24 protein-coding genes and 3 pseudogenes are annotated in these 25,045 nt (G+C 67.3%); 11 read left to right on the top strand and 16 right to left on the bottom strand.

Features of this window, described 5'->3' with window-relative positions:
• Positions 1 to 845 precede the first annotated feature (845 nt).
• Positions 846 to 1,310, bottom strand: coding sequence for a YkgB family protein (locus MPTA5024_RS26905; RefSeq protein WP_036329798.1), 465 nt, complete (start codon positions 1,308 to 1,310; stop codon positions 846 to 848).
• Positions 1,311 to 1,632: 322 nt separating this feature from the next.
• Between MPTA5024_RS26905 and MPTA5024_RS44540 the strand changes: the two are divergent.
• A pseudogene (locus MPTA5024_RS44540) lies at positions 1,633 to 2,586 on the top strand (helix-turn-helix domain-containing protein).
• 119 nt (positions 2,587 to 2,705) lie between these two features.
• Positions 2,706 to 2,858: pseudogene (locus MPTA5024_RS44360) on the top strand (DUF1622 domain-containing protein); the annotation flags it as partial.
• Between the two features lie 251 nt (positions 2,859 to 3,109).
• On the opposite strand, the gene MPTA5024_RS26895 reads toward MPTA5024_RS44360, so the two are convergent.
• Both MPTA5024_RS26895 and zwf read right to left on the bottom strand, forming a co-directional pair.
• Complete coding sequence (locus MPTA5024_RS26895) at positions 3,110 to 3,898, bottom strand: Cof-type HAD-IIB family hydrolase (RefSeq protein WP_198167416.1); 789 nt, start codon at positions 3,896 to 3,898, stop codon at positions 3,110 to 3,112.
• 17 nt (positions 3,899 to 3,915) lie between these two features.
• Positions 3,916 to 5,358: a glucose-6-phosphate dehydrogenase gene (gene zwf / locus MPTA5024_RS26890; RefSeq protein ID WP_036329794.1), complete on the bottom strand. Its 1,443-nt coding sequence runs from the start codon at positions 5,356 to 5,358 to the stop codon at positions 3,916 to 3,918.
• Between the two features lie 125 nt (positions 5,359 to 5,483).
• Between zwf and MPTA5024_RS26885 the strand changes: the two genes are divergently transcribed.
• A complete protein-coding gene (locus MPTA5024_RS26885; RefSeq protein WP_036329791.1) occupies positions 5,484 to 5,954 on the top strand; it encodes an IS5 family transposase in 471 nt (156 codons plus the stop codon).
• A gap of 139 nt (positions 5,955 to 6,093) precedes the next feature.
• On the opposite strand, the gene MPTA5024_RS26880 is transcribed toward MPTA5024_RS26885, so the two are convergent.
• Positions 6,094 to 6,699 (bottom strand): class I SAM-dependent methyltransferase, encoded by a 606-nt coding sequence (locus MPTA5024_RS26880; protein WP_036329789.1) that lies wholly within the window; start codon positions 6,697 to 6,699, stop codon positions 6,094 to 6,096.
• A complete protein-coding gene (locus MPTA5024_RS26875) occupies positions 6,692 to 7,387 on the bottom strand; it encodes a DUF1264 domain-containing protein (RefSeq protein ID WP_198167415.1) in 696 nt (231 codons plus the stop codon). Before MPTA5024_RS26875 ends, MPTA5024_RS26880 begins: the two co-directional genes overlap by 8 nt.
• Before the next feature lie 187 nt (positions 7,388 to 7,574).
• Between MPTA5024_RS26875 and MPTA5024_RS26870 the strand changes: the two genes are divergently transcribed.
• The 5 genes from MPTA5024_RS26870 (at position 7,575) to MPTA5024_RS26850 (ending at position 13,341) form a co-directional block, all read left to right on the top strand.
• Positions 7,575 to 8,219 (top strand): hypothetical protein, encoded by a 645-nt coding sequence (locus MPTA5024_RS26870; protein ID WP_051458726.1) that lies wholly within the window; start codon positions 7,575 to 7,577, stop codon positions 8,217 to 8,219.
• A 156-nt stretch (positions 8,220 to 8,375) separates the two neighbouring features.
• Entirely contained in the window at positions 8,376 to 9,419 is a 1,044-nt protein-coding gene (locus MPTA5024_RS39075) for an SCO family protein (RefSeq protein WP_157099754.1), read from the top strand.
• 125 nt (positions 9,420 to 9,544) lie between these two features.
• On the top strand, positions 9,545 to 10,636 hold the full coding sequence (locus tag MPTA5024_RS26860; protein ID WP_232326656.1) for a Dyp-type peroxidase: 1,092 nt from the start codon (positions 9,545 to 9,547) through the stop codon (positions 10,634 to 10,636).
• Positions 10,637 to 10,775: 139 nt separating this feature from the next.
• Positions 10,776 to 11,441 (top strand): DsbA family protein, encoded by a 666-nt coding sequence (locus MPTA5024_RS26855; RefSeq protein ID WP_051458725.1) that lies wholly within the window; start codon positions 10,776 to 10,778, stop codon positions 11,439 to 11,441.
• Between the two features lie 217 nt (positions 11,442 to 11,658).
• Complete coding sequence (locus tag MPTA5024_RS26850) at positions 11,659 to 13,341, top strand: chloride channel protein (RefSeq protein WP_036329786.1); 1,683 nt, start codon at positions 11,659 to 11,661, stop codon at positions 13,339 to 13,341.
• A gap of 20 nt (positions 13,342 to 13,361) precedes the next feature.
• On the opposite strand, the gene MPTA5024_RS26845 is transcribed toward MPTA5024_RS26850, so the two are convergent.
• The 3 genes from MPTA5024_RS26845 to MPTA5024_RS26835 all read right to left on the bottom strand — a co-directional run bounded on the left by MPTA5024_RS26845 (position 13,362) and on the right by MPTA5024_RS26835 (position 15,667).
• Positions 13,362 to 14,264: a cytochrome c oxidase assembly protein gene (locus MPTA5024_RS26845; protein ID WP_157099753.1), complete on the bottom strand. Its 903-nt coding sequence runs from the start codon at positions 14,262 to 14,264 to the stop codon at positions 13,362 to 13,364.
• Between the two features lie 302 nt (positions 14,265 to 14,566).
• The gene (locus tag MPTA5024_RS26840) at positions 14,567 to 14,968 is read right to left on the bottom strand and encodes an STAS domain-containing protein (RefSeq protein ID WP_051458724.1); all 402 of its coding nucleotides are present in this window, start codon (positions 14,966 to 14,968) and stop codon (positions 14,567 to 14,569) included.
• Between the two features lie 189 nt (positions 14,969 to 15,157).
• Positions 15,158 to 15,667: a nitroreductase family deazaflavin-dependent oxidoreductase gene (locus MPTA5024_RS26835; RefSeq protein WP_051458723.1), complete on the bottom strand. Its 510-nt coding sequence runs from the start codon at positions 15,665 to 15,667 to the stop codon at positions 15,158 to 15,160.
• 165 nt (positions 15,668 to 15,832) lie between these two features.
• On the opposite strand from MPTA5024_RS26835, the pseudogene MPTA5024_RS42645 reads away from it, so the two are divergent.
• A pseudogene (locus MPTA5024_RS42645) lies at positions 15,833 to 16,006 on the top strand (glycoside hydrolase family 15 protein); the annotation flags it as partial.
• A 67-nt stretch (positions 16,007 to 16,073) separates the two neighbouring features.
• Here MPTA5024_RS42645 and MPTA5024_RS26825 read toward each other — a convergent pair.
• Positions 16,074 to 16,502, bottom strand: coding sequence for a MarR family winged helix-turn-helix transcriptional regulator (locus tag MPTA5024_RS26825; RefSeq protein WP_232326655.1), 429 nt, complete (start codon positions 16,500 to 16,502; stop codon positions 16,074 to 16,076).
• Positions 16,503 to 16,713: 211 nt separating this feature from the next.
• On the opposite strand from MPTA5024_RS26825, the gene MPTA5024_RS42640 reads away from it, so the two are divergent.
• A complete protein-coding gene (locus MPTA5024_RS42640; protein ID WP_036329780.1) occupies positions 16,714 to 17,040 on the top strand; it encodes a hypothetical protein in 327 nt (108 codons plus the stop codon).
• Between the two features lie 712 nt (positions 17,041 to 17,752).
• Here MPTA5024_RS42640 and MPTA5024_RS26815 read toward each other — a convergent pair.
• The 6 genes from MPTA5024_RS26815 to MPTA5024_RS26795 all read right to left on the bottom strand — a co-directional run bounded on the left by MPTA5024_RS26815 (position 17,753) and on the right by MPTA5024_RS26795 (position 22,971).
• Positions 17,753 to 19,312, bottom strand: coding sequence for an ABC transporter permease (locus MPTA5024_RS26815; protein WP_157099751.1), 1,560 nt, complete (start codon positions 19,310 to 19,312; stop codon positions 17,753 to 17,755).
• A 44-nt stretch (positions 19,313 to 19,356) separates the two neighbouring features.
• Positions 19,357 to 20,307, bottom strand: a complete 951-nt coding sequence (locus tag MPTA5024_RS26810) for an ABC transporter ATP-binding protein (protein WP_036329776.1) — start codon at positions 20,305 to 20,307, stop codon at positions 19,357 to 19,359.
• Complete coding sequence (locus tag MPTA5024_RS26805; RefSeq protein WP_036330767.1) at positions 20,304 to 20,939, bottom strand: TetR/AcrR family transcriptional regulator; 636 nt, start codon at positions 20,937 to 20,939, stop codon at positions 20,304 to 20,306. The genes MPTA5024_RS26810 and MPTA5024_RS26805 overlap by 4 nt, the downstream gene beginning before the upstream one ends.
• Before the next feature lie 310 nt (positions 20,940 to 21,249).
• On the bottom strand, positions 21,250 to 21,564 hold the full coding sequence (locus MPTA5024_RS44725) for a DUF6510 family protein (RefSeq protein WP_442922095.1): 315 nt from the start codon (positions 21,562 to 21,564) through the stop codon (positions 21,250 to 21,252).
• Positions 21,561 to 22,382 carry an FAD-binding oxidoreductase gene (locus MPTA5024_RS26800; protein WP_084370043.1) on the bottom strand — a complete coding sequence of 274 codons (822 nt, stop codon included), beginning with the start codon at positions 22,380 to 22,382 and terminating at the stop codon, positions 21,561 to 21,563. The genes MPTA5024_RS44725 and MPTA5024_RS26800 overlap by 4 nt, the downstream gene beginning before the upstream one ends.
• Entirely contained in the window at positions 22,375 to 22,971 is a 597-nt protein-coding gene (locus tag MPTA5024_RS26795) for a molybdopterin-dependent oxidoreductase (RefSeq protein ID WP_063794781.1), read from the bottom strand. The genes MPTA5024_RS26800 and MPTA5024_RS26795 overlap by 8 nt, the downstream gene beginning before the upstream one ends.
• 396 nt (positions 22,972 to 23,367) lie before the next feature.
• Between MPTA5024_RS26795 and MPTA5024_RS26790 the strand changes: the two genes are divergently transcribed.
• Positions 23,368 to 24,216 (top strand): RNA polymerase sigma factor, encoded by an 849-nt coding sequence (locus MPTA5024_RS26790; RefSeq protein ID WP_157099750.1) that lies wholly within the window; start codon positions 23,368 to 23,370, stop codon positions 24,214 to 24,216.
• 377 nt (positions 24,217 to 24,593) lie between these two features.
• Here the strand turns inward: MPTA5024_RS26790 and MPTA5024_RS44535 are convergent, their stop codons facing one another.
• Positions 24,594 to 24,782: a tyrosine-type recombinase/integrase gene (locus MPTA5024_RS44535; RefSeq protein WP_051458722.1), complete on the bottom strand. Its 189-nt coding sequence runs from the start codon at positions 24,780 to 24,782 to the stop codon at positions 24,594 to 24,596.
• Positions 24,783 to 25,045 lie beyond the last annotated feature (263 nt).

Raw genomic sequence — 25,045 nt, 5'->3', positions numbered from 1 at the left:
CCCTAGTGCTCAACATTGCTCCCGGCTGCCAATACCCAAGGAAGGCCACGATGTTACGCACGGGCCGGGAAAATCGCGGTAAATGCGTGAAAGTGGGGTGCTCCAGATGCCCGAGGCGAAGATCACATGTTCCTCGAGCAGCACATGATGGGCGCATCACCCTCCCGTACGCGGGCACGTCTATATTCAGTCGCTGGCTCAGCTGCGGCCTTGCCATACGGGGAAGGTCCGCGTACGGGTCTATGGAAGCGACGCTGAGACGCTCATGGGGAATGGGATCGATAAGCCGCGAGCGCTGAATTGCAGACATTGGAGACTGACACCATCACCAGGGATGACAGTGCCCACACTGATGTTCTCGTTATCGGATTCGGCAAGGGCGGCAAGGCCGTGGTCGCGAAAATGGGCAGTCTCGGCAAGCGCGTTATCCCGGCCGCGTAGCCCCTGGCAACGGTCAAACGCCCCCAACGATAGAGCGGATCGACCACGCGCCGCCGGACCAGGAGCGCCATCCTTCCTCAGGGTGGGCGACACGCAGCCTACTCTGCGGCCGAGTCGATGGCGGAGTCGATCAACGTGACGGTGGAGGACAGCCTCCGGAGGCTCTGGACCGACTACATCGACCGCATCGCCGACCTGCTCTGGACCTGAGCAGCAAAGCCAACCGCACCAACGAGCCCGGCCGGCGGATATGGAATCCACTGGACCGTCACACCCTCTGACCGGAGCCGCCCCATCCTGCCCGAGCGACGCCCGCTGTCGCGGGCGGGAGGGGACGCGGCGGTGTATCGTGGCCACCGCCCGGGCCGAGCGCGGTGGACCGGTACCCAGCGTCAGGCCCTGAGCTACCGGCCCTCGGCGGCTTGCAAGGCGTCCGCGGCCGTCAGCAAGGATGCTCCGAGGAGCACGACGTCCTTCACCAGGAACTGCCCCGCGAGGGACAGCTTCGGTTCCCCGCGTGTCTCTTGCCACGCCTCGGGTGTGGTAGCCAGGAAGCTGAGGGTGGTGGCGAACATCCCGACGGCGGCGAGGCCGCCGAGGGCTGACGCTCTCGGCGCAATCGGTTTTGCTCCGATCAGGCAGCCCAGAACGATTTCAGTGACGCCGATCAACCTGGCGACCTTCTTCTCTCCCAATCTGGCGATAAGCCACGAGAGCGGGGGGCATGAGGTTACGAGGGGACGAATATTTTCTACCTCGTAGTCTTCAAATTTTAGTCGCCCGATCTCGAGAAGGTTGATCACAAGTCCATACCGAACGGTCCAATTCCCCACATTATACACTATTTTTCCGACACGGTAAATTTTCATGAAATCCTGCCTAATTCGTCGGTTATATGGCTTAGTGTAGGACTCGAAACGTCAATCAACGCTGAGCATCAGGTCATGCTTCACCATCGGTGTCGAGGCCGCCGCCGATCACTGCTACGCGGTCGGCGACGACCACGCGGCCGGGCCGTGTCCGCGGTGCCGCCCACTGCGGTACCTCTCCTCGGCTCGTCGCCGAACGGCGCCGGCGCGGATTCGGTGACGGCGTCGCTAGTGCTGTGACCGACAACGATCACCGGGTTCGCGCCTCGACGGCCGCGCCGATCGGAGGTGAGAACACATCCGGTTGGCGGAGGGAGTCGCGGTGGCAGAACCGGTCAGGGTGCGCAGGCTGACCGATCAGGAAAGGGCAGAAACTGCAGCAGATCGTGCGCCGCGGGAGCACCAGTTCGGTGCGGTATCGGCGGGCGATGATGCTGTTGGCCTCTGCGGGCGGTAACACCGTCCCGGTCATCGCCCGTCTGGTCGCCGCCGATGAAGACACCGTGCGGGACGTGATCCACTGGTTCAACGAGATCGGGCTGGCCTGCCTAAACCCTCAGTGGGCGGGAGGCCGTCCCCGCCTACTCGGTGACGATGAGGAAGACTTCGTCGTCCAGACGGCCGCCACCCGCCCGGCCAAGCTCGGGCAGCCCTTCACTCGCTGGTCGATCCGCAAGCTCGCCGCCTACCTGCACCATCTTCCCGGCCGGGCTCTGCGGATCGGCCGGGAAGCCTTACGTGCCCTGCTCGCCCGCCGGGGATCACCTTCCAATGGACCACGACATGGAAGGAGTCTCCCGATCCGGACTTCGACGCCAAGCTGGACCGGATCGACTGGGCCCTGACTCACAGGCCTACCAGGACATTTGCCTTTGATGAGTTCGGCCCGCTGGGCATCGGCCCCACTGCGGGGTCCGGGTGGGCGGCCCGTGACCGGCCGGACCGGCTGGCGGCCACATACACCGGCGCACCCACGGGATCACCTACTTCCACTGCCAGCAAGAACAAGGTCGAGTTGTGCTTCACCTCGACCTACGCCTCCTGGGCCAACCCGATCGAGGCCCACTTCGGGCCGCTCCGCCAGTTCACCATCGCCAACTCCGACCACCCGAATCACACCGTCCAGACCCGGGCCCTGCACGCCTACCTGCGCTGGCGCAACGCCAATGCCCGCCACCCCGACGTCCTGGCCGCCCAACGCCGTGGACGCGCCCGCATCCGCAGCGAGAAAGGCATCCGCTGGGGCCGCCGACCACTATCAACGGCCGCGGCCTGACCGCCCAACCCGGTGATCATTTCCGGTCACTGCAGCACTAGGCCTGGTGTGGTCGGTCATCGTTACGGCCCGGATCTGGCGCGCCGCAGGCCGCCGCAGGCGGCCGCCGTGGATACCAGGCATTGCGTGAGACGTTCGGCGGCGTGCTGTTGCCGGGCGTGGAAATCCTGGTTGCGGCCGACCTGATCCGTACCGTGACGATCTCGCCGACGCTCCAGAGCGTGACCGTCCTCGGGTTGATCGTCTTGATGAGGACGTTCCTCAGCTTCTCCCTCCAGATCGAGACGACGGGGGTATCGCCATGGCGGCGCGCCCTGACCAGCGGGGCCACAGTGGTGGCTCAGGCGGCCCGGACACACCGGGCGGGCCCATCGGCAAGCCCGGGCGCGGAGGATTGCACCGCGAAGCTCACCACGCTTACAGCCGCGTTCTACCGCAGCGAGGAGGCCCGCAAGTTCGACGGTGCGGCGCCCGGTTGTCCAGCCTGGCCCCCGGCTCGGGCGTGCTCCGCAGGTCCTCCAGCTCAACCACGGGGCAGTACGTACCGCTGGACCGCGTTGGCGAAGCCCTCGTCGTCGTTGCTGGTGGTGATCCGGTGCGCGGCACGCTGTACCTCCATGCTGGCGTTGCCCATCACGATGCTCAGCCCGGAATGGGCGAACATGAGCACGTCGTTGGGCATGTCGCCGATGGTGGCGATCTGTTCAGCTGGAACGCCGTACTTGGACGCCAGGTACTGGACGACGGTGCCCTTGTTGGCATGGGGATGGGTGATGTCCAGGTAGTAGGGCTGGGAGCGGGCGGCCGAGACGTGGTCTCCGAACTGCTGGTGCGCGGCGGAAGATGCCGTCGCGACCGTATCGTGATCGTCGCTCACGCCGACGATCTTGGCGATGTCCTCGGTGAGGTCGTCATAGTCCGTCACCGGGGTCGGCGGGAACTGTACGGTCCGCGCTTCTCGGTCCACGTGCGGCCCGCTCAGGTCGCGGATGAACCAGTCGGCGCTGCGGTACAGCCAGACGTCCAACCCGAACGACTCCAGCAGCGTGATCGCCGGGGCGACCACCTGGGGCGGGATGACGTGCTGCTCTATCACGGACATGTCGGGGTTGACGAAGAGGCCGCCGTTGAACGCGGCGATCGGAGTACTGAGTTGCAGCGGCTGGATCAGCATGGACATGCCGCGGGGCGGTCGGCCACTGGTGATGGCGAACAGGATGCCGGCGGCGTGCAACGCGCGTACGGCCTCGATGGCGCGGTCGGTGAGAACCTTGTCGCGGGTCACCAGGGTCCCGTCGACGTCGGCGACCATCAGGCGGATGGGCGGTGTCATGGCGTGTCCGGCAGGTACCAGTGGTGCGGCGAGATGAGCCGGTGGATGGACTCCGGACCCCACGATCCGCGGGTGTACGGCTCCACGGGTGGCGGATTGTCCAGTAGCCGGGCAGACACCTGCCAGAGTCGCTCGATGCCGTCGGCGCGGGTGAACAGCGACTGGTCGCCCAGCATCGCGTCGAGGATGAGTCGTTCGTACCCGGCCAGGGCGTGCTGGCTGCAGAACGAGTCCGCGTACCGGAAGCTCATGGTCGCCTCGCCGAGGCGCATGGCGGCGCCGGGCTCCTTGGCCAGGAAGCGGGCCGCGATCCAGCCTGGATCGTCGAAGTCGATCGCCAGCTGGTTGCTGGGCGCAGCCTGGCCGGTACCGAGGTCCAGCGCGAACATCCGCATGGGTGGCTGTTTGAGCCCGAGGGTGATCATCCGTCGCTTCTGCCCGAGTGATTTGCCCGTGCGCAGATAGAACGGCACCCCCGACCAGCGCCAGTTGTCCACCTCGACGCGTGCGGCGATGAACGTCTCGGTCTGCGAGCCGGCGTCGACGCCGGGCTCGTCCCGGTACCCACGGTACTGGCCGCGAACCACGTGGGTGACGTTCAGCGGCGGCATCGCCTCGAAGACCTTGGTCGTCTCGTCTCGCAACTGTTTCGCCGCCAGCGAGGTAGGCGGCTCCATCGCCACGAGCCCCAGCACCTGGAACAGGTGCGTGACGATCATGTCCCGGAACGTGCCGGTCTGCTCAAAGAACCCGGCGCGGCCCTCGATCCCGATCGTCTCCGGCACATCGATCTGTATGTGGCTGATGTGGTCCCGGTTCCAGATCGGCTCGAACAGTCCGTTCGCGAACCGGAGGGCAAGAATGTTGGCGACCGACTCCTTGCCAAGGAAGTGGTCGATGCGGAACACCTGGGACTCGTCGAAAGTGGCGTGGATGGTCTCGTTGAGTGCGTGGGCCGACGCGAGATCCGTGCCGAACGGCTTCTCGATGATGATGCGGGCATTTCTGGCGAGATCCGTATCGGCGAGCATGCCGATCGTGGGCGCGAAGGCGACTGGCGGTACGGCCAGGTGATACAGCCGACGTGGCTGCCCGCCGAGCGCCTTCTCGGCTGCGGCCACCACGTCGAGCAGCGGTTGCGGCTGGGTCGGCTGGGCGGCGGCGAAGGACAGCGAGTTGGCGAACTCGCGCCATGCCTCACCGGTCGGCTCCGCCAGCCCGTACTCGGCCACGGCGTCCTTGGCGTACTGGCGGAACTCGTCGTCGGTCAGCGCGGACCTGGCCGAGCCGATGATCCGGTACCTGGCCGGCAGCAGGCCCGCCTTTGCCAAGTGGAACAGCCCGGGGAGCAACATTCGTCTCGCTAGATCCCCGGTCGCACCGAACAGCACGATCACGTGGTCGTCGCGACTTACGGTGTTCTCCCGCTGCGGCGTCATGGATTCTCTGGTACGGGAGCCGGGTGCTCCATGGCGTACGTTCATGATCTTGGTCGCTTCGGCCGTCGCGGTGTTACCCGAGTTGCCGTACCCCGCTCGACGGGTCATACACCGAACACGCGCAACTGGGGGCCGCATCGGGAGACCGTGTAGCTGTGAGCGTCGAGCGAGAGGAGCAGGGGTCGAAGATCCACCTCATCACCGAACGGGGAGGTCTGCCGATCTCTGTCGGGATCAGCGCGGCCAACACTCACGACAGCCAGGCCCTGGAGCCGCTGGTGCGCGGTATCCCGCCGATCCGCTCCCGCCGTGGGCCGCGCCGTCGCCGGCCGGCAAAGCTGCACGGCGACCAGGGATACGACTACGCCCACCTGCGCGCCTTCCTCCGCGGTCGGGGCATCATCGCGCGCATCGCCCGCCGCGGGATCGAGTCCAGCCAACGCCTGGGCCGGCACCGCTGGGTCGTGGAGCGGACCGTCTCCTGGCTGGCCGGCTGCCGCCGCCTGCACCGCCGCTACGAACGCCGGGCCGACCACTCCGCTTCCTTCGTGGCCATCGCCGACGCCCTCATTTGCTACCGCCGACTGGCCAAATGAGACGACGTCCAAGGCGGAGATCAGCCCTACACGGCCCGCGAACTGAGGCGGTTGCTCGACACTCTGGTGACCTACCTGGGCGTACATGATCAGGATCTATGGCCCCGGAGGGCTCGCCCACCCATCCTCAGCCGCCGTGTCAGACAGGGCGGAGGAGGGCAACCAGGAAGCTCGAGTCATCCCTGAACGGACGCAGGTCCCAGGTGGACAGCAGCAGGTCGGGTTCGAACGCGCCGGCTGCCGCGTCCGCAAAGAACTCGCTCAACTCGTAACCGCGGCCGGCGCCGAAGCCGATCGCGGCCCGGCCCTCAGGCGCGAGGTGCGCACGGAACCGTCTCAGCACTTCACGACGGGTGCTTGGCGCGAGGAACGTCATCACGTTCCCAGCGCAAACGATGGCATCGAACGGCGTGGTGATGCCCTGCGCAGGAAGGTCGAGTTCGGCCAGGTCGCCAACCAACCATCGCGCCCCGGGGTGGTCCTGCTCGGCAGCCTCGATCAGAGCCGGGTCGACATCGACGCCGATGACGTCGTGGCCGGCCTCGGCCAACGCGCCACCGACCCGGCCGGACCCGCAGCCGGCGTCGAGGATGCGGGCGTGACGCGCCACCATGGCGTCCACAAGGCGGGCTTCCCCGGCGAGGTCGTCACCTGCGCGAGCCATAGAACGGAAACGCTCGATGAACCAAGTGGAGTGATCGGGGTCGGCGGCAACCTTCTGCATCCAGATGCTCTGTTCAACCATGCCTGCATTCTCCCGGACCGGAGGAGGCGATGGGCGACCGCCAAACGGATGCCCACTGCCTGGACATAATCGTGAGCGACCGTCCAGGAGGTGAAGCGCTCCGGCTTCGCTGGAGGCTCTGATGTTCACCGAGTTCCGTGGAGCCGGGTTGGTTGGCTGTCATGCCAGCTGGGTGATCACGCGCCGTGGACACCCCGAACCGCTTGTCCCGCTCCGCCACCATCACGTCGTCCGCCTGGTCGTCCCTGGTCAGCGCCCACATCAGCAGTGGCTCGCCCAGAGGGATCGGGGTCGTTGGGTCGGGCCACGTATGCCACGTCTTGCCCCAGGTGGTGAGCAGAAACCTCATGAACTCCAGCTCTGCCTGGTCGTCCATGCCGGGGGCGACCAGCCCGCCGCTCAGCACCTCGTACGTGTGCGGGTGCCAGTACTTCTTCTCCTCATGCGGGAGAGACCGGTAAAGCTTGTCGGACACGATGTACTCGACGCCGAGCAACTTCGCCGCAGGGCCCGCCGAGTCGTACAGGAGGCACTGATGCATCTCGTAGTCGCCCTGGCCTCGCATTCCGCAATAGTGCATCGTGGTCACCTGGAACGAGGTATCCCTCTTGGCGACGTGAAAGCCGCAGAAGAAGAGGCCGTGGTTGCCGATCGGGCTCATGGCCTCGTCGATGTCTTGACTGCTCATCTGGTGTTCCTCCCCCTCCATAGGTCCTGGCCGTAGATCGGATGGCTTGCCGCGGCGATCGGCCCTGGCCGCCGGACATGCCGGTGACGTTCCCGCCCGGCGCACGCCCGACGCGTGGCGGCCGTGCCCTTCAGGCCATCGACAGCAAGCGGTAAACTCAGGCTCTACGCGGTGTAGAGCAAGAGCAATGGTGGAGGTCATGCGCTCGCCTCGATGGTTCCGCCTCATTCGCGCCTGGCTGTTCGCCATGGTGTGTGTCGGGCTGTCGCAGGCGGGTCACGATCTCATGGCGCCGCAACACGTACCTGCGTGGTCGAGTGCACTGGCGCTGGGCGCCGTCACCGTGGCGGGTTATCGACTCGCGGATCGCGAGCGTTCGAGCCGCTGGATCCTCGCGGCGGTGGAAACGGTGCAGCTCTACCTGCACGTCTGGTACGCCTGGACGACGCCGGAAGGGGCGGCGCAGGGCGTCGGGTGGCACGCCGGCGTTCACCACGCGGGGACCGGCGCGGTGGCGCCGGCGGTGGTGGCGCACGCAACGATGTCCGCGCCCGCGATGTTCGTCGTACACGCCCTGGCCGGGGCGTTCGTCACTGTCTGGCTCTCGATCGGTGAACGTGCCCTGTGGCGCGCCCTGCGGCGCCTGATCTGGGTGCTCTCCGCCCGGCTCGGTTGGATCCTGGCGCCCGTTCTGCCGGCGTCCGTCTGTCACCCGGGAACGGTCGGTCCGACCGCGCAGGACGACGACCCGCCGGCGGTGGTGCTGCTCCGGCACGCCCTGCGCCGGCGAGGGCCGCCACGTCGGCTTGGTCCGCGCTTCGTCCTCGCCTGACCACGCTGATCCGCACTCTCGTCGCCATCCTCCTGGCCGTTCTCTGCGAGTCGCCGATCGGCTCTGTCGGCGTGTTCCTACTCGTCTGACTCAGGAACGACCATGAATCTCTTTTGGCCTGCCATTCGCGGCGGGCTTCCATCACACTCTGCCGGAATGCGGCGACGCGCCGCCGGCCTCGCCGTGGTGCTCCTGTCCGGCGCGCTGGCCGGATGCGCCGGCTCGACGGGGGTCGCCGACGCTCCCGTACGGCTGCTCGGGCCGTCATCGGAGTTCCACGGCACCTGGCTGGAACGACCGATCCCGGAGCCCGATGTAACGCTGACCGACACCTCGGGCGGGCCGTTCGACCTGCGGCGCGAGACGGCCGGACGGCTGACGCTGGTCTACTTCGGCTACACCCACTGCCCGGACGTCTGTCCCACCACGATGGCCGATCTCGCCTCCGCCTTGAGGGACATGCCGAAGGCCGATCGAGCCGAGATCCAGGTGGTCTTCATCACCACCGACCCCGAGCGGGACACCCCCGCGGTCCTCCGATCGTGGCTGGCGTCCTTCGACACCTCGTTCGTCGGATTGACCGGCGACTACGCCACGATCCGGGCCGCCGCCAAGTCTGTCGGGATCGCTCTGCAGGAGCCCGCGTCGAAGAAGGGCGACTACGAGGTGACGCACGGCGCGGAGGTGATCGCCTTCGACGGCGCCCACCAGGGCCATCTGGTCTTCACCTCAGGCATGTCTTCGAGCGAGTATGCGGCCGACCTCCATCGGCTGCTCGGCACGGTCCCGCTCGCCGCCACCCCGCCGGTCGGTGACGCCACGGTCTCCGGCCTGCGGGTGACAGACGCGTACGTGCCGCAGCCGGCCTCCCCCGACGTCGCCGCCGGCTACTTCACCGTCACCGACTCCGGGGACAGACCCGCCGTCCTCACCGGAGTGGACGCCGACGTTTCCCCGACCGCGTCGATACACGAGAACACCGGCACATCGATGCGGAGGCTCAGATCGGTGACGGTGCCGGCGCACGGGTCCCTCGTCTTCAGTCCCGGCGGCTACCACCTGATGATCGAGTCTCCCGGCCGGAAACTGCGGTCGGGAGATCATGTGAGGCTCACGCTCACCTTCGGGGAAGCGGGGAGGATCACGGTGGACGCCCCGGTGACGCCTGTGGGGTACCGGCCCCCGGTGCGCTCGCGGTGAGCGGGGAGGCGCGACCAGGCCGAATCACCCGGCGCGGCGCCCTCGCTGTGACCTCCGCGGTCGCGGCGGGAGCGCTGGGCGGGGGTGCCGGCGTCTCCCTTCTGACAGGGGAGCGCGCGGCCGCTGTGGGCGAACGCCACATACCGTTCGACGGTCCCCATCAGGCCGGCGTCCTGGCGCCGCCCGCCGCACAGGGGTGGTTCGCCGCTTTCGACCTGACGAAGGGGGCGACGCCCGCGCGGGTGAAGGAGCTGCTGCGCACCTGGACCCGCGACGCCCGGCTGATGACCACGGGCCGCGCCCCATCGGGTGACGACAGCATGGCGCTGGGTCACGGCCCCTCGTCGCTCACGATCACAGTGGGTTTCGGCGCCTCGTTCCTGCGGTCGTTAGGAGCTCCCGTGCCTGGCCCGCTCGAACCGCTACCCGTCTTCCCCCGGGATCGGCTGGACGCGCGTCGGGGCGACGGCGACATCGGAGTCCTGCTGACCGCCGACGACGCGGTCGTGGCGGCGCACGCGCTGCGGGCACTGGTCCGGACCGCGCGCGGAACAGCGGACGTGCGCTGGCAGATGAAGGGGTTCAACGCCATCGAGGGGGTGACCGTGAAGCGGGGGACCACCCCGCGCAATCTCATGGGGCAAGTGGATGGGACGGGTAGCCCCCGGCCGGATGATCCGGGGTTCGACGCCTCGGTCTTCGCCGGCCCTGAAAGCGATCCGGCGTGGATGCGCGGGGGCAGCTATCTGGTGTTCCGGCGCATCCGGATGCTGCTCGACGAGTGGGACGTCCTACCGCGAGTTAGACAGGAACAGGTCATCGGGCGGCGTAAGGACACCGGCGCCCCGCTGTCCGGCGGCACCGAGTTCACCGCCTTCGACCTGGGACGGCAGAGGGCCGACGGGGGGCTTGCGATCGGGCCCGGGGCCCATGTGCGCCAGGCGTCCGCAGCCGCCAACTCGGGCGCCGTGATCCTGCGGAAGGGGTTCTCCTACTTCGACGGTTACCGCGCGGACGGCACACCGGACGCGGGGCTGCTGTTCCTCGCCTTCCAGAGCGACCCGCGGAACGCGTTCACCCGCATTCAGCAGCGCCTGGCCTTGGCGGACGAGCTCAGCCGCTTCATCGTCCATGAGTCGAGCGCGCTGTTCGCCGTGCCGCCGGGAGTGACCCATCCCGCTGCCTACCTCGGACAGAGCCTGGTGGAGGCATTGTGAACACCAGGCCGAGGACCGTACCCGCTGCGACCCGATTCACGGGCGCCATCCCCCTCGCTACTCGTCACGAAAGGTCCTCAACATCATGAGCAAGGCGGCACGTGAAAGACTGCGTCAGGAACGAATCCAGCGCGCACGGATGGAAAGGCGACGGCGGACGCTGCTGATGGGCCTCATCGGCCTGGTCGTCGTGGCCGCCGTAGTGGTGGGTGTCCTCGTGCAGGTAGGCAGGACGACGGCCACGTCCTTCTCCGGTTCCCTGGCATCGGTTAGCGTGCAGCAGGACGGAACGGTCACCATGGCCCGGGCCGGCGTGACGACCCCCGTGCTGGACGTGTACGAGGACTTCCAGTGTCCGATCTGCAAGGAGTTCGAGCACATCAACGGGAACCTGGTCAAGGACTACGCGGCCCGGGGCAAGATCAAGGTGGTCTACCACCCGATCGCCTTCGTGAACCCCGAGGGATCCGTACGGGCCGCCGCGGCCGCCCAGTGCGTTCCAGGCGGATCCTGGATGTCCTTCCACGACATCCTCTTCGCCCGTCAGCCCGACGAGAAGGTGGCGTTGACGGTGGCCGACCTCACGAGTCTCGCGGCGGACGCGAAGATCACCGATGCCGGAGTCCTCTCGTGTATGAAGTCCCAGCGGTTCGCCTCCCAGGCGCAGGACCGCACGCGGAAGGCCTTCTCGTCCCCGGACGTGCAGGGCACCCCCACACTCCTGATCGACGGCAGGAAGCTCTCCGACGACGAGGTTCTCACCTCGAGCGGCCTGCGAGCGGCGCTGCAGCGGGCGACCGCTTAGACGCGGAGCGAGCACGTCGGCCGGGGAGCCGGGCCGGAGATCGAATCCGTTCGTGCCCGTCCCCGGCCGATGGCGTGGCACCCCGGGCCGGACGGGCCAATGGGGATGCGCAGTAGAACTATTGCATAATGCAATAGTGGTGTGGACTGGTTTGTCATGGCGCGGGCGAGGCGGTTTCGGGTTCGTCACCTGGATCCGTGAGGCGCAGTGGGGTCTCATGGCGCTGGCCTTCGTGGTCGGGTGCGGTGCCGGACTCGGAGCCGTCGCCTTCCGATGGCTGGTCGACACCTTCACCGGCCTGTTCTCCGGCCATGCCGACTACTCAATCGTCACGCGCCTGGGGAACCCGCTCGTGCCGTGGCTCGGGCCTTGGTTCGTCCTGCTCGCTCCCGTGATCGGCGGGTTGCTCTACGGTCCCCTGGTCGACCGGTTCGCACGCGAGGCCCGCGGTCACGGAGTGCCCGAAGTCATGTACGCCGTGGCGCAGCGAGACGGCCGGATAGCGCCACGGGTGACCGTGGTGAAGGCGCTGGCCAGTGCGCTCTGCATCGGTTCCGGTGGTTCTGTGGGGCGGGAGGGCCCCATCGTGCAGATCGGCGCGGCGCTCGGGTCGACGGTCGGGCGGCTGCTACGTGTCCCGGAGGGACGTATGCGCAGCCTGGTCGCCTGTGGCGCGGCCGGAGGAGTCGCCGCCACGTTCAACGCGCCGCTGGCGGGCGTGTTCTTCGCGATGGAGCTCATCCTGCGCGACTTCACCGTGGAGTCGTTCGGGGTGGTCGTGCTGTCGAGCGTGACCGCCAGTGTGGTCGGCCGATCGGTCCTCGGGGACGAGACATTCATGCGCCTACCCGCCTTCCACGTGGATCATCCGGCGCAGTATCTGATGTTCGCGGGTCTCGGCCTGCTGGCGGGAGTGGTCGGAACCGTCTTCAGCAGGGGGCTTTACCTGATCGAGGACTTATGCGACAAGGTATGGCGCGGGCCCGAGTGGCTCCGCCCCGCCGCCGGCGGTCTGGCGCTTGGGGGAGTCCTGCTTGTCCTGCCGCAGTTGTACGGTGTGGGCTACCCGGTGCTGGAGAACGCCGTGAACGGTCGATATGTCATCGGCTTCCTGCTCGCGCTTCTGGTCGGCAAGATGCTGGCTACGGGCCTGACGATAGGGATCGGCGGTTCGGGTGGCGTGTTCGCGCCCAGCCTGTTCATGGGCGCGATGCTGGGCGGAGCCTACGGCTCGGTTCTCCAGCAGTTGGTGACCCCGGACGCTGCCGGGCCGTCGGGAGCTTACGCGCTCGTGGGGATGGGCGCGGTGTTCGCCGCGGCCTCGCGGGCCCCGATCACCGCCGTCGTCGTGCTGTTCGAGCTGACCGGAGAGTACAGCGTCATCCTCCCCTTGATGCTGACCGTCGTGCTGGCGACCCTGACCGCCCGCGTTCTGGGTAAGGACAGCATCTACACGCTCAAACTCCGTCGACGCGGGGTGGATCTCGACGCGCGGGATCGGCATGGGCCGTTCGCCACCTTGCCCGTCAGGAAGATCATGGAAGCCGCTCCCGGTCCCTTGCGCACCCCTACGCCCGTCGATGAGGCGGTGCCGATCTTGGCGCGGTCGCCCCATGGTGTCCTGCCCGTCGTCGCCATGGACGGGGCGTACCACGGCACGGTGACGGCGCGGGCGGCGGCCGAGGCGCTGACTGAGGAGGGTCCGCTACGCCTGACCGTCGGAGACCTCGCCGAACTGCCGACACCCATCACGTCGGACATGACCCTCCTCGAGGCGCTCTCGATTCTGGTCGCGGCGCAGGGCACCGGCCTGCCGGTCCTCGATGAGGGGCGCAGGGAACTGGTGGGCTGGCTGACGCATCAACGTGTCCTGCAGGCCGTGCACACCCCCGTTGCCTGAGCGTGCAGGCAGTGACCCTGTCACCGACGCGGGCGGTGTCCGTTCAGGCGTGACAGCATCGCGTTGTATGCGGCGAGGGCGTCCTCGTCCGCGTCGACGTCGCGGGCGTTCAGGATGGCGTCGCCTCCCCCAGGCGAGGGCAGTGTGTTCGCCAGTGCCGACTGCCGGACCGACTCGAGCCAGCGGCCCGCCCCGCGTGCCTCGGGCCTGGTATCCGATATCCACTGAAATAGGACGATCAATACCATAGCGAACATCAGGCCGTCCCCGCCGATCCACATCAAAGCGCCACCGGCGTGTACGTCGTCGAGGAGAGGTGCGGCCCAGGAGGGGTGGACGGCGGCATACGCCGGCCACGGCTCCAGAGGGGTCTGGATCAGCACGACGCCCACGACCGTGTCGGCCGTCATCGCGATCATCAGGATCACCAGACGCAGCAGATAGGGCACTTCGAACCGGGTGGGATCGCGGGTCAGCAGGGGAGAGAACAGCAGATAGCCCGAGAGCAGGTAGGACGTGTGTTCCAGGTCGCCGAGCCAGGGGTGCAGCATCATGGCCTGCATGAAGTCGGACAGGTGGACGCCGGCAAGTACCACCGTGTAGAGAACCACCGTGGCCGCGGGGAAGGTGAGCGCGGTGACCGGAGATCCCAGCAGCGCAGCCGACGCTCTACGCCCGCTTTCGCCGGACTCCTGCGCGAGAGTCAGTGGGCGGCCGAAGGCGAGGAGCGCCGGCACGATCATGATGAGCATCAGGTGCTGAACCATGTGGATCCAGAAGAGCACCCCGCCGTAGACCGCGACGCCCCCGTCGAGGGCCAGCACCATCGTCGCGACACCGAGCATGAAGCAGACCGTCCGCGTCCGCGGCCAGGGGCTCGTGGCCTGTGTGTTCCTGGCTGCCAGGCCCGCGACGTACGCCATGACCAGTCCCGCCGACACGAGCGTCCACGGAACGTCGAACCGCCACGTCGTAAGGATCTGCGCCCACCCGAGCGGGGGCAGAGTGGGTGCGTTCACGAGTGCCTCGCCGGGGGGCCGGAGAGGGAGACCCCCTGATCGGTTTCACCTCTGCGGGGTCCCTCACCCTGGTGCTTGTGATCGTGTCTCATGCGGGACCTCTCGACCGTCGGAGCACTCAGCAACAATTGCATTATGCAATGGTTGTGGCCGGGTGCCGCAACGAGGGTGCCGCTCCTGTGTCGACCACGTGCATGGAGCGTCGTTCACGTATGCGGGTCGCCTGATCGATCCTTGTCGCCCGTCAGGTATGCCATGGCGTCGCCGATCGTGGAGCGGATCTCGAATGCCTGGGTCAGGCCCGTCAGCTCCAGGAGACGTCCGAGGCGGGCGTCCACCTCGCACAGTGCCAGCCGCCCCCTGGCCGCGCCGATGATGTTGAGAGCCGCGACGAGCGCTCCCAGGCCCGCTGAATCACAGAACGTGAGCATGCGCATGCTGATGAGAACCCGGGCCTCGGGTATGAGCCGCAGCACCTCGGCGATTGTCGAGCGCAAAGACGGAGCGGAGACGAAGTCGAGTTCGCCGGACAACCGGACGACCAGGACCCCGTCCCGGACCTCCGTTGTGATGGACGTGGAGATCGGTCGCTTGCCGGAAGGTTCCATTCGTCTTGATCCTCGACGGTGTCGATCGGCCGGATCAACTCGGACGCCGGACCGTCTCATGGCGGGCGCGCAGATCTTGCGGATCCGCCGCTCCAAACGATTGGCTCATCATTGCATACTGCAACGATTGCCGTCGATCCCGCCTTCCCGAGTTCACTGCAGGGCTAGTGACCGACACCTGTCGGGGTGTCATGCCCGGGCGGGTTCGTCGTCGTTCCTGTAGGGCGTGGGGCGGGAGGCGGGGGAGAACGACACGGCCCGCACCCGGTCCAGTCCCCTGATGCCGGACGGATCCGCGGGGAAGCCGAGCATGGGGGCGATCACCTTCCACGCGTACGGGTGACGGGCGCGGTAACCGATCAGCAGCGACCGGCACTCCTCCGCGTCGAGGAACCGGTGACGCGGGGCCTGGAGCCGGCGGCGGCCCAGCCGGATCTCCAGGGCCGGCGCGGACAGGAGGTTGCGGTACCAGTCGCTCCTCGCGCCCCAGCCGGAGACGACATAGACGGTCCCGGCGGCCCGGTTGAGGCCGACGACCTCCAGGACCGTCTCGCGGCGAAGCCCCGTCCGGCGCCCACGGGTCGCGAGGTAGACGACACGGGTGCCGAGCAACCAGCCCAGGTCGTGCCGGTAGAGCCACAGCGGCATCCGCAGGGCCCGCCGCAGCAGGCGTCGCGGCCGGTGGTCGATCAGACCCATGACAACCTCCTAACGCGCCTCTAATCATTGCATAGAGCAATGATCTGCTTGGTCGCTTCGCGACGCCCGCGTCCGCCCGGAGGCGCGTCAGAACATCCGCTGGGCAACGGATGTTCACGGTTCTCCACCCTCCGGCCTGTCCCCGGCTGGATGAGCGGCCTGCCCTCGCGCCGCCTGTTCGAACGGCTGCTGTCGCTGCGCAACGACGTCGGCCTGCTGTCGGAGGAGTACGACGTGACCGCCCGCCGGCAGATCGGCAACGACCCCCAGGCCTACAGCCACGTGTCGATCGTCAACACCGCCGCCGCCCTCGCGGGCCACAACAGCGGCCGCCCTTGACGCGGCGGAGCAGAGGCCGGCTGGAGAACCGGTGAATGCGTGCGCGCGTGGGCGGCCGGAGTGGCGGTCAAGGAGCCTGAGTATCGGGCCAGCCGAGAGGGAAGGGCACGTGTGCGGGAGGTTCGCCGGCCGCCTCGTTGAACTCCTTCATGGCCGCGATCAGGGCGCGCCGCTTGGCGGGGGACATGCGGGAGATGATGGCGCCGATCTCCGCCTTCCGCCGGGCGCTCACCTCGTCCACGATCTGTCGGCCGCTGTCCGTCAACCTCAGGAGCGTTTCGCGCCGGTTATGTGGGTTGACCTCGCGCTGCAGGAAGCCCGCCGCGGCGAGACGGTCGGCCATCCGCATGGCTGTGGACGAATTGACCGCGAGCCGCTCGGCCAGGGTGACGAGTTTCGTCTCGGCTCGGCCGAGGACCAGAAGCATGCGGAACTGGGGAAGGGTGAGCCGGTCTTCGGCGGCGGCGAGGGAACGCGCGGAGATCGAGACGAGCACGCGTGAGGCCGTGAGCACCGCCGACGTGACGGCCTCGAGGTCGCTCCCGCTCTGTTCCCTGTCCACTTCCTCTTCCATGAAGGACGGTCTCTCGATGTCTGGCCCGCGAATCATCTCATCTCGTCAGTGATGGTAACGGCGAGAGGCTTCGAGGGTTGCGTGCAGGCAGGAGGAAGAACCGTTGCATAATGCAATTATGGAGTGAAAGGTCGTGGTCTCGATGACCGTTAGAGCGAAGGCGCTGATCACCCTCTTCTCGGCCGAGAAAGGCGGGTTATCGCATGAGCTGCCCTCTCGTACGCAGTCTCTGGTGATCTGTGCTCGTACTTCGCAACACGGCGCCCGGCCGGGCAGGCCGTTCGCCGCGGCCATAACGTCCGATGATCAGGAGCCGCTGGTTCCCGGCGAACGCCTGCATGTCGTCACCATCACCACCAGCGACGAGGGGGCCGTCGACTACCTTGGTCCTGGCGAGCGCTTCCGGCTCTGGTGCGGCCACGACATAGGCTTCGGCATCGTCTCTCGCCGGGTGATCTGAGCTGAGGATTCGAGGCCTCTTCCCCCTGTTGTGGCTGGATGGGAGATGCCTACCATCGTTTCTTCCATCGTCAGCCGGCCCCACAACCGAGGCCCGACGATCGGGACGCCCGCACGGACGTAGGGGCGGAGCGCCGTAACCGTGCGCCGCAGCACCCTCTTGGCCATGCCCAGTTGTCCCGTGGAGATCCGGGTGAGGCCGCAGCAGACGGGTTCGCGGGGAACCGACACCCGCCACCCGGCCGACTCCAGCACCTCGACCGCCGCTCGGGCGATGGCAGGGTGGAACCGGTTGGTGAAGGTGTCCGGCCACAGGACGACCTCGCCCCGGAATCCCTCTCCTGTCCGATCGCGTCCCGTGAACCACTTCTGGAAGGACTGAGGAGCGAATAGCGGAAGCTCTTGTCGCTGGTCCACGCCGGCCGCCGTCTTGGCGAGCCGGTCGAGACCCGGCGCGTGCGCCAGCGCGTTCACGGCTCGCGGCGCGACGGCCGTGAGAAGGGCCCAGACCGGCAGCCACCCCATCGAGTAGTGGCTGCGCGGACGCAGTCGTCCTTCGAAATGGTGGGCCAGGAACAGTGACCATGTAGGAGGGGCACATCACGCTACCGTCGTGGCGTCGACATCGCCCGACGCCCACGCACCGCAGGACCGCTCGGCCGAAGCTGCCGTCGTCGTGCGGGTACTGGAAATGAGTGGGCACTACAGGCACTTTAGGCCCGCGGTACGTCCCGGCGGCGGAAGGCTACGAACCCGACCACCACGAGCGCAATGGCGACGATGGCTAGCGCGGCCAGGTTACCGGCGTCGACCGTTCCCAGCGGAGGGTTCCCGACATGGCTTGTGGGAGCAAGGTCGAGCACCCACTGCGCTAGCTTCAGGCCAGGGCCAAGTAAGGCGATGAAGGCCGCAGCGGCGTACCCCGCCCAGGCAAACCCGAAGCCGCGGGGCCACAGGCCGAACAGCGCCAGCGCGAGACCGGCGAGCATAAGTTCCGCCGGCAGGTAGTCCAGTCCGGCCCTCATGATGGCGCCGAACTCGTCGGTGTTCCCGACCGACCACGCGGTCGACAGTGCGAGAACCAGCGACGAGCCGACTGCGATGAGTACCAGCCCGGCCGCGACGACGGCGCCGTGGGCCGCCAGCCAGCGCAGCCGGGACAGCGTGCCGGCGAGTCGCGTCTCCAGACGGCCCTCGGCTTCCTCGGTGCGGAGGGTGCCGATCGCATGGGTGACGTACCCGGCGGCGATGACCGCCAGGTAGAGCTGGGTCGCGGCGATGAAGCTGTCCAGCGGCCGGCCGCCTTCGATGCCCATGGCCTCGGCGAGCGCGGAATTGCCGGCCATCGCGTCGAGAAACTGTTCGGCCAGCGAGCCCATCATCGCGGTAAGCAGGATCCCGCCGGCCAGCCAGCCTGCGGTCGCAGGGCGATGGATCCAGGCGGCGAGACCGATCGGCCGTCGCCGCAGCCGGGTCGTTCGCGCCGGGCCTGCGCCGCCACGAAGCAGGGCGTTGCCTACGTCGCGGTGAGCGGCCAGCCAGACGGCCACGCCACCCGAGGCAAGGCCGGTGATGGCTGAGACGGCGAGCACCCACCACCGCTGGTCCGCGAACGGTGCGGTCTGGTCCGCCCACCCAAGCGGAGACAGCCAGGTCGGCCAACTCCTTGTGGTGTCGCCCACCCCGCGCAGCACGTATGCCCCGGCCAGCACGATCAGGCTCCAGGTGTAGACCCCGCGAGCGTGCAATACAAGTTGTGCCAGCAGCGCCGCGAACCCGGCGAACACGAAGGCCAGCGCGCCAAGCGCCGCACTGTAGAGGATCGCCCCGGACACCGGGACCCCCGAGAGCGCCAGGCCGACGGCGAACAGCACGGCCGTGCCGAGGATCGCCCCGGTCGCCACGGCCAGGGCCGCCAGCGTCGGCTCGTGCCGGGCGATGCGGCCGCCGAGGATCGTTTCGAGTCGGCCCGACTCCTCCTCACGGCGTGTCGAGCCGGCGATCAGACCGATGCCCAGCAGCGGGAGCAGGAACGAGGCCAGGAACCCGAACTCGTCCTGGATCACCCCACCCAGGCTGTCGATACCCTCTATGTGGCCGTTGATCACGGCCAGCGCGCCGCCGGAGGTGACCGCCTCAGCATAGGTGTGGATCTTGGCTGGAGTGTCGTAGAGGCCGGCGACAGCGGCGGCCGTGCCGATCATGCTTGCCGCGAGGGCAAGCACCCAGACGATGATGCTCCGGCGGCGGGTGCGCCAGACGATCCCGATCATGATGCTCAAGTTGTGTCGGCGGGGAGCCGCATAGCCCCGGGCGCTCATCGTGCGGCCTCGGCCAGCGTTTCGCTACTCTCGCGGGCGTCGAGGGCCTCACCGTAGGCGCGCAGGAACAGCGCGTCGAGGCTCGGCGGGGTGACGGTCAGCGTGTGGATCTGTGCGGCGTGTAGTCTGCCGATCGTCGCGTCGAGGTGCTTGGCGTCGATCGTGAGCTTGGTGTCGACCTGCCCGTCGAGTCGTTCGCAGACGCAGTCGGCCACCCCCTCGGCGGCAGCCAGGCCGTCGGGCTCCCGGGCGGTGACCGCATGCACTGACATGCGGGTGTGCTGGCGCAGGTCGGCGAGGCTACCAGTGGTGATGGTGCGGCCACGGCGAATGATGCTCACCCGGTCGGCCAAAGCCTCGACCTCACCGAGGATGTGGCTGGACAGCAGCACCGTGATGCCGTCCTCCCGTCGCTCACGCACGCACTGCTGGAAGGTCTGCTCCATCAGCGGATCGAGTCCGGACGTGGGCTCGTCGAGGACGAGCAGGTCGGCCTCCGCGGCCAACGCGGCGACGAGAGCGACCTTCTGACGGTTGCCTTTGGAGTAGTCCCGGATCCGCTTCGTAGGGTCGAGATCGAAGCGTTCGACCAAGCGTTTCCGGCGCTTCTCGTCGACCCGGCCGTGCGTCGCACCGATCACGTCGAGGCACTGACCGCCGGTCAGGCCGGGCCACAGCGCGACGTCCCCGGCGACATAGGCCAAGCGCCCGTGGAGCCTGACGGCCTCCCGCCAGGGGTCGGCGCCGAACAGTTCGACGTGACCACCGGTGGCCCGGATCAGCCCGAGCAGAATACGGATGGTGGTGGACTTGCCCGCCCCGTTGGGGCCGAGGAAACCGTGCACCTCGCCCGGACGCACCGTAAGGTCCAGCCCGTCGAGGGCGCGGACCTTCCCGAACGTTTTGGTGAGTTCCTGGATGTGGATGACGGGGGCAGGGGGACTCACGTGGGCTCCTTACCGGGCGCAGTCACGAACGCGCCCTTCGTGTAGACGGCGGCGACCTCTTTGGCCCAGCGGTCGATGCCCTGCGGCGTGAGCGGGTCAACACCGATCGCGGCGGCGATCTGATTGCGCAGCAGTACCAGCGAGAGGTCGTTGACCAGGAGGAACGCCGCACGAACCGCGGGGTCCTCACCCGGTCGGGCGACGCCCATCTCAGTCATGGAGTCCAACAGCCGGCGAGTGAGGGCGTACCAGCGACCGAACAGGGCCGCGCCCGCCGGGTCGTTGACGAGCAACAGCCGACGCAGGTACGCCGGCAACGGGGAGCCCTGCGGGAAGGCACGCGCGAACATCTCGGCGATCGACATCGAATTGTCTCCGGTCAGCGCCTCGGCCAGATCCTGCTCGTCCATCTCGAAGAGCGAGTCGAAAGCCTGCGCGGCATAGCCGTCCACCGCAGCCCGCAAACCGTCCTTACTGCCGAAGTGGTGCACCACGAGCGCGGGGGACACACCCGCCGCCGCGGCGATCTCCCGCACTGTGACCGCATCGTGGCCATGCTCGGCGAACAGACGCAGCGCGGCGTTGCGAATGGTCGCCTTAGCCGTGAGATCGTCCTCACCGACTGTACTCATGTTCAGTACACTAAACAGGTGTACAGCATGGGTCAAGAGACGCCGGACGTCGAGGTCCCTATCGACGTGCAGGATGTAGCGCTCGGTCACACGACCGAGCAGCGATGGAACTCGCGCGACCACTACTGGGTCTGGTCGGACCGGCTCACCCACGACTCGCTGGTGAGTCCCGAAGACTTCGAACAGGCCCAGGCGATCCTCACCGGCCGAGGGCGGGGACCCCACCGCGCACATGGCCGTCCTCATTTCACGACGGCAGGCCTCTACCAGCGGAAACTCTTACACCACTCCTGTGGACGCAACCTCGCGGTTAGGCTGGGGTGGGCAAAAACAACCACGAACTGGAACCTGAGATGTCGAGCCAAGTGCCCCCTGGTGTCCGGGCCACTCGGGCGACCATCGCCTCACACTCGCGACAGCGCAGCACAGTTCCCGGTCCGCCCATGTAGGCCTGCAGCTGTCCGAACGCTTGTGCGACGCCGCAGCTACCGCAGCGGACAGTGACGGTGGTCGGGTCACTTGCGAGGATCCCGGCAAATTCGCCGGCGGCGGCGTTGCCGTCCAAGACCGCGCCTGACTCGGCGCCGCCGTCGGGCGCGGCCGGGGTCGAGAGATTCCAGGTCATTGATCAACTCCTGTTGGTCCAAATCGCTCCGTGCGTATGCGATCGTCGGGGTATCCCACCTGGCGGAGCAGGCCCGTGGTGTGGTCAACGAAGCCAGAGGGTCCGCACACATAGACCCGGGCCGCCAAAGGCTTCGGCCACGCGAACGGAGGTTGGATGTCCTCGACCGCGAGGTGTGAGGCGGGACGGGGATGCCCGTCGGGGACCTTGCGCGTGTAGACGAGACGCACTTCGGCGGACACTGGCGCGGACAGATCGGCCGACATCTCTTCCAGTTCGGGCCCGTACATGAGATCGCGAGGGCCGCGAAGCGAATACACGAGCATCGTCGGCGTCGAGTCCCCCGCTCGTTTCCGGGCTCGCAGCATGGTGACCAGCGGCACCACCCCTGATCCGCCTGCGATCAGGAGTACCGGGCCGTCCCCGATGGATGGGTCCCCCGGTTCCCAGACGAACCATCCACCGATGGGCCCGCGCACGTCGAGCTCGTCACCGATCTGCATGATCCCCACCAGGTACGGCGAGACCTCGCCGTGAGGTAGGAGGTCGACGGTGACCGTGACGCGGTTGGGTGTGGCAGGCTCAGCCAACGAGTAGCTCCGTTGGGCCGAGTAGCCGTCCGCGGCTGTGAGACGTACGTCTACGTGCTGACCGGGCAGGTGTCCGGTCCAGCCGGGGACGCTTAGGGCAAGTGTCCGGGAATGTCGGGACTGCGAGTGCACACCGATGAGGGTTGCCTTGCGCCAGTGGTTCCCTGCTGGCGGAGTGGCTTCTCCGGAGCTTTCGGCCGGGTCCTCGGTCGTGTTCGCGTCAGTCACCGGCGTGCCGCTCCTCGCGCCACGGGTCCCCGTAGTTGTGATAGCCGAAGCCTTCCCAGAAGCCCGGCTTGTCGAAGCGCTGCATCGTGATCCCGTTCACCCACTTCGCGGACTTCCAGAAGTAGAGATGCGGCACCAGTAGCCTGGCCGGACCACCGTGCTCGACGTGAAGCGGCTCTCCCTCGAACTCGTACACGATCCAGGCCTTGCCTCCAACCAGGTCCTGCAACGGGAGGTTCGTGGTGTAGCCCCCGTACGAATGCACCATCGTGTATTCGTTGTGGGTCTCGATGTCCTCGAAGAAGGTGTCGAGCGCGACGCCCCGCCACCGGGTCCCGAGTTTCGTCCACCGGGTCACGCAGTGGATATCGACGTTGATCTCCTCGGAGGGCAAGGCCATCATCTCGTCCCAACTCCACCGCCTCGGCTTGCCGCTCTCAGGCGTGATTGTGAAGCTCCATTTCTCCGTCGGGATCAGCTGCGTTGGGCCAGCCGTCAGCACGGGGAATCCGTGGGTCAGATGCTGGCCGGGCGGCAGATCGGCGGCACGCGGGTCGTGATTGCCGAAGAAGCCACGTGAGATTGTCACCCTGTGCTCCCTTCCAGACCCAATGGTCTCCAGTGGTGGGCGTCTCACGGTCGAGTCGAAGGCGGAAGCGACCTTACAGTGGACCTTTTCGTCCAACTTAGGGTTCCGCGGCAAGAGGTGTCAAAGCGCATGCAGCCCCGGTGGCACCCGAGCCGACGTTCACCCCTTCCTCTTACCCTTGGGGAGATGTCGCGCTGGCAGGTGTGTGACCGCAGTCGCAGTCTCTCGCCCCGATCAACCACGAGAGGGGTTGTTGCGACTGTGTTAGATTGCGGAACTTGGACTATATAGACCAGAGCAGACCCCGACGAGGTCGGCCGTAAGGAACGGGCCGTCGGGCGTTGCCCCTGGCCGGCCCGTCGCGGCGCGACGAGGCGAACCGAGAAGGTGACCGCCATGACTGATGGCAGATGTTCCGACGTGGTGCGATTCGGTGGCGATCGCGGACTGGCACCTGAACACCTTCGGGATTCCTTGAACGACCATTTGGCTAACTGCCCGGACTGCACGGCGTATGTCTCACAGATCGCAACGACCCGTGAGCTCCTTGGACGGCACACTGGTCCCGGCGGCATCCAGGGTGACCTGGCCGACGACCCGATGCCGGTGGCAGAAGAGTCCCCGGCGACGGACGCTGAGGCCTTGCGAAGGGCTCTCCTCATGCGTGCCTCACTGCTTGACCCCGCGAACGCCGAGGACCTCGCCCAGCGATCGCTGGAAGTGGGCCTTGCTCTGCAACGCAGGGATTCCCGCCCACGAGGGATCGTCGAGCTGACCAAAATCATGCACACGCTCAGTGATGCTCAAATGCGGCTGGACGGCCCCATAGTGCCCGCCGTCGACGTCAACGCGGCTGACCGAGCCCGAGCGGACTCACTCGACGACCTCAACAGCGATGCGGACGAGCCCGAGCTCTTCTACCCGGATCTCTATCCAGGCGAGGACAGGATCGACGGGTGGGTCGATAGCCCGAACCGGTGGCGCGACGGCGCAGAGATCCTGGGCCCGGAGGAAGTCGACGAGACCGGAGAGGTATATGACCTGCTCGACAAGGCGCTCGGCGAACTGCCCGAGCCGCTCGGCGAGCTTCTCGCGCTCGTCGATCTACAGGGCTACGCGCTGCCCGACTCAGCGAAGGCACTCGGACTCGACGAGCTCTCGGCAACAGCCGCCTTGGCGCGCGCCCGGAACCACGTCCGTGGCCGTCTCGACGAGTACCTGCGTGGAGCCGGGCCAACGGAGTGAAGCGCCCCGGCTTCGGTGGAGACCTTGATGTGCCTCGGGTTCCGTGGAGTTGGCTTGGTTGGCCGTAATGCCAGCTGGGTGTTTGCGTAGAGCATCTCGTATTCGACCCGGGTGCGCATTCCCAGGGCGCTGTGTCACCGGACTCTACATCAGTCGGCGTCATCTCCCGGTACTGCTCGGCATGGAAATCATGCCTCTGACCTGCATGGTAGCGACTGTGCTCGCGAGAGTGAGGGAGCCGAATGAACGGGAAAACGCGACTGGATGTCAAGGGGTTATTGGTTCAAATCCGGCCTTCCCGACACTGTTGTCGTTCTGTTCGGAATCTTGAGACGGTCGTGAGCCGAAAGAGCGCGCTGGTCGCGTTATCAGAGGGTTTATCGGTCTGACCCGCGGGCGCGGATTCTGGTGAAGGCATCGAGGGCGGTTTCGTCGGCATCCGGGAGCGTGTGGAGGTATTTCTCGGTGGTCGAGATGCTGGCGTGGCCAAGGCGCTCCTTCACCACCTGCAGGTCGGCTCCGCCGGCGAGGAGCCACGACGCGTGAGCGTGGCGCAGGCCGTGCATACGTACATGGATCTGTAGACCGGCGGATTCAAGGGCCGGAATCCAGATCTGCTTACGGAACCAGTCACGGGAGATGTGCGCCCATCGGTGTCCCGTCTGCGTGGTGTCCTGGGGGAGTCCTTGCCATCTGCGCGGCGCTCGGCGCGGTAGATGGCGTAGGCGTCCTCGCAGTGCTGGCACTTGCACTTGCCGTTGGAGTAGCCGCTGATCGTTCCGTGCCGGTACGTGCGTCCGGCCGCGTTCGGCTCGGTGAATCCCAATGA

It is taken from the genome of Microbispora sp. ATCC PTA-5024 (assembly GCF_000511135.2).
In the GTDB taxonomy this organism is placed as follows: Bacteria; Actinomycetota; Actinomycetes; order Streptosporangiales; family Streptosporangiaceae; genus Microbispora; species Microbispora corallina.
This window is presented reverse-complemented; position numbering and strand designations above follow the sequence as displayed.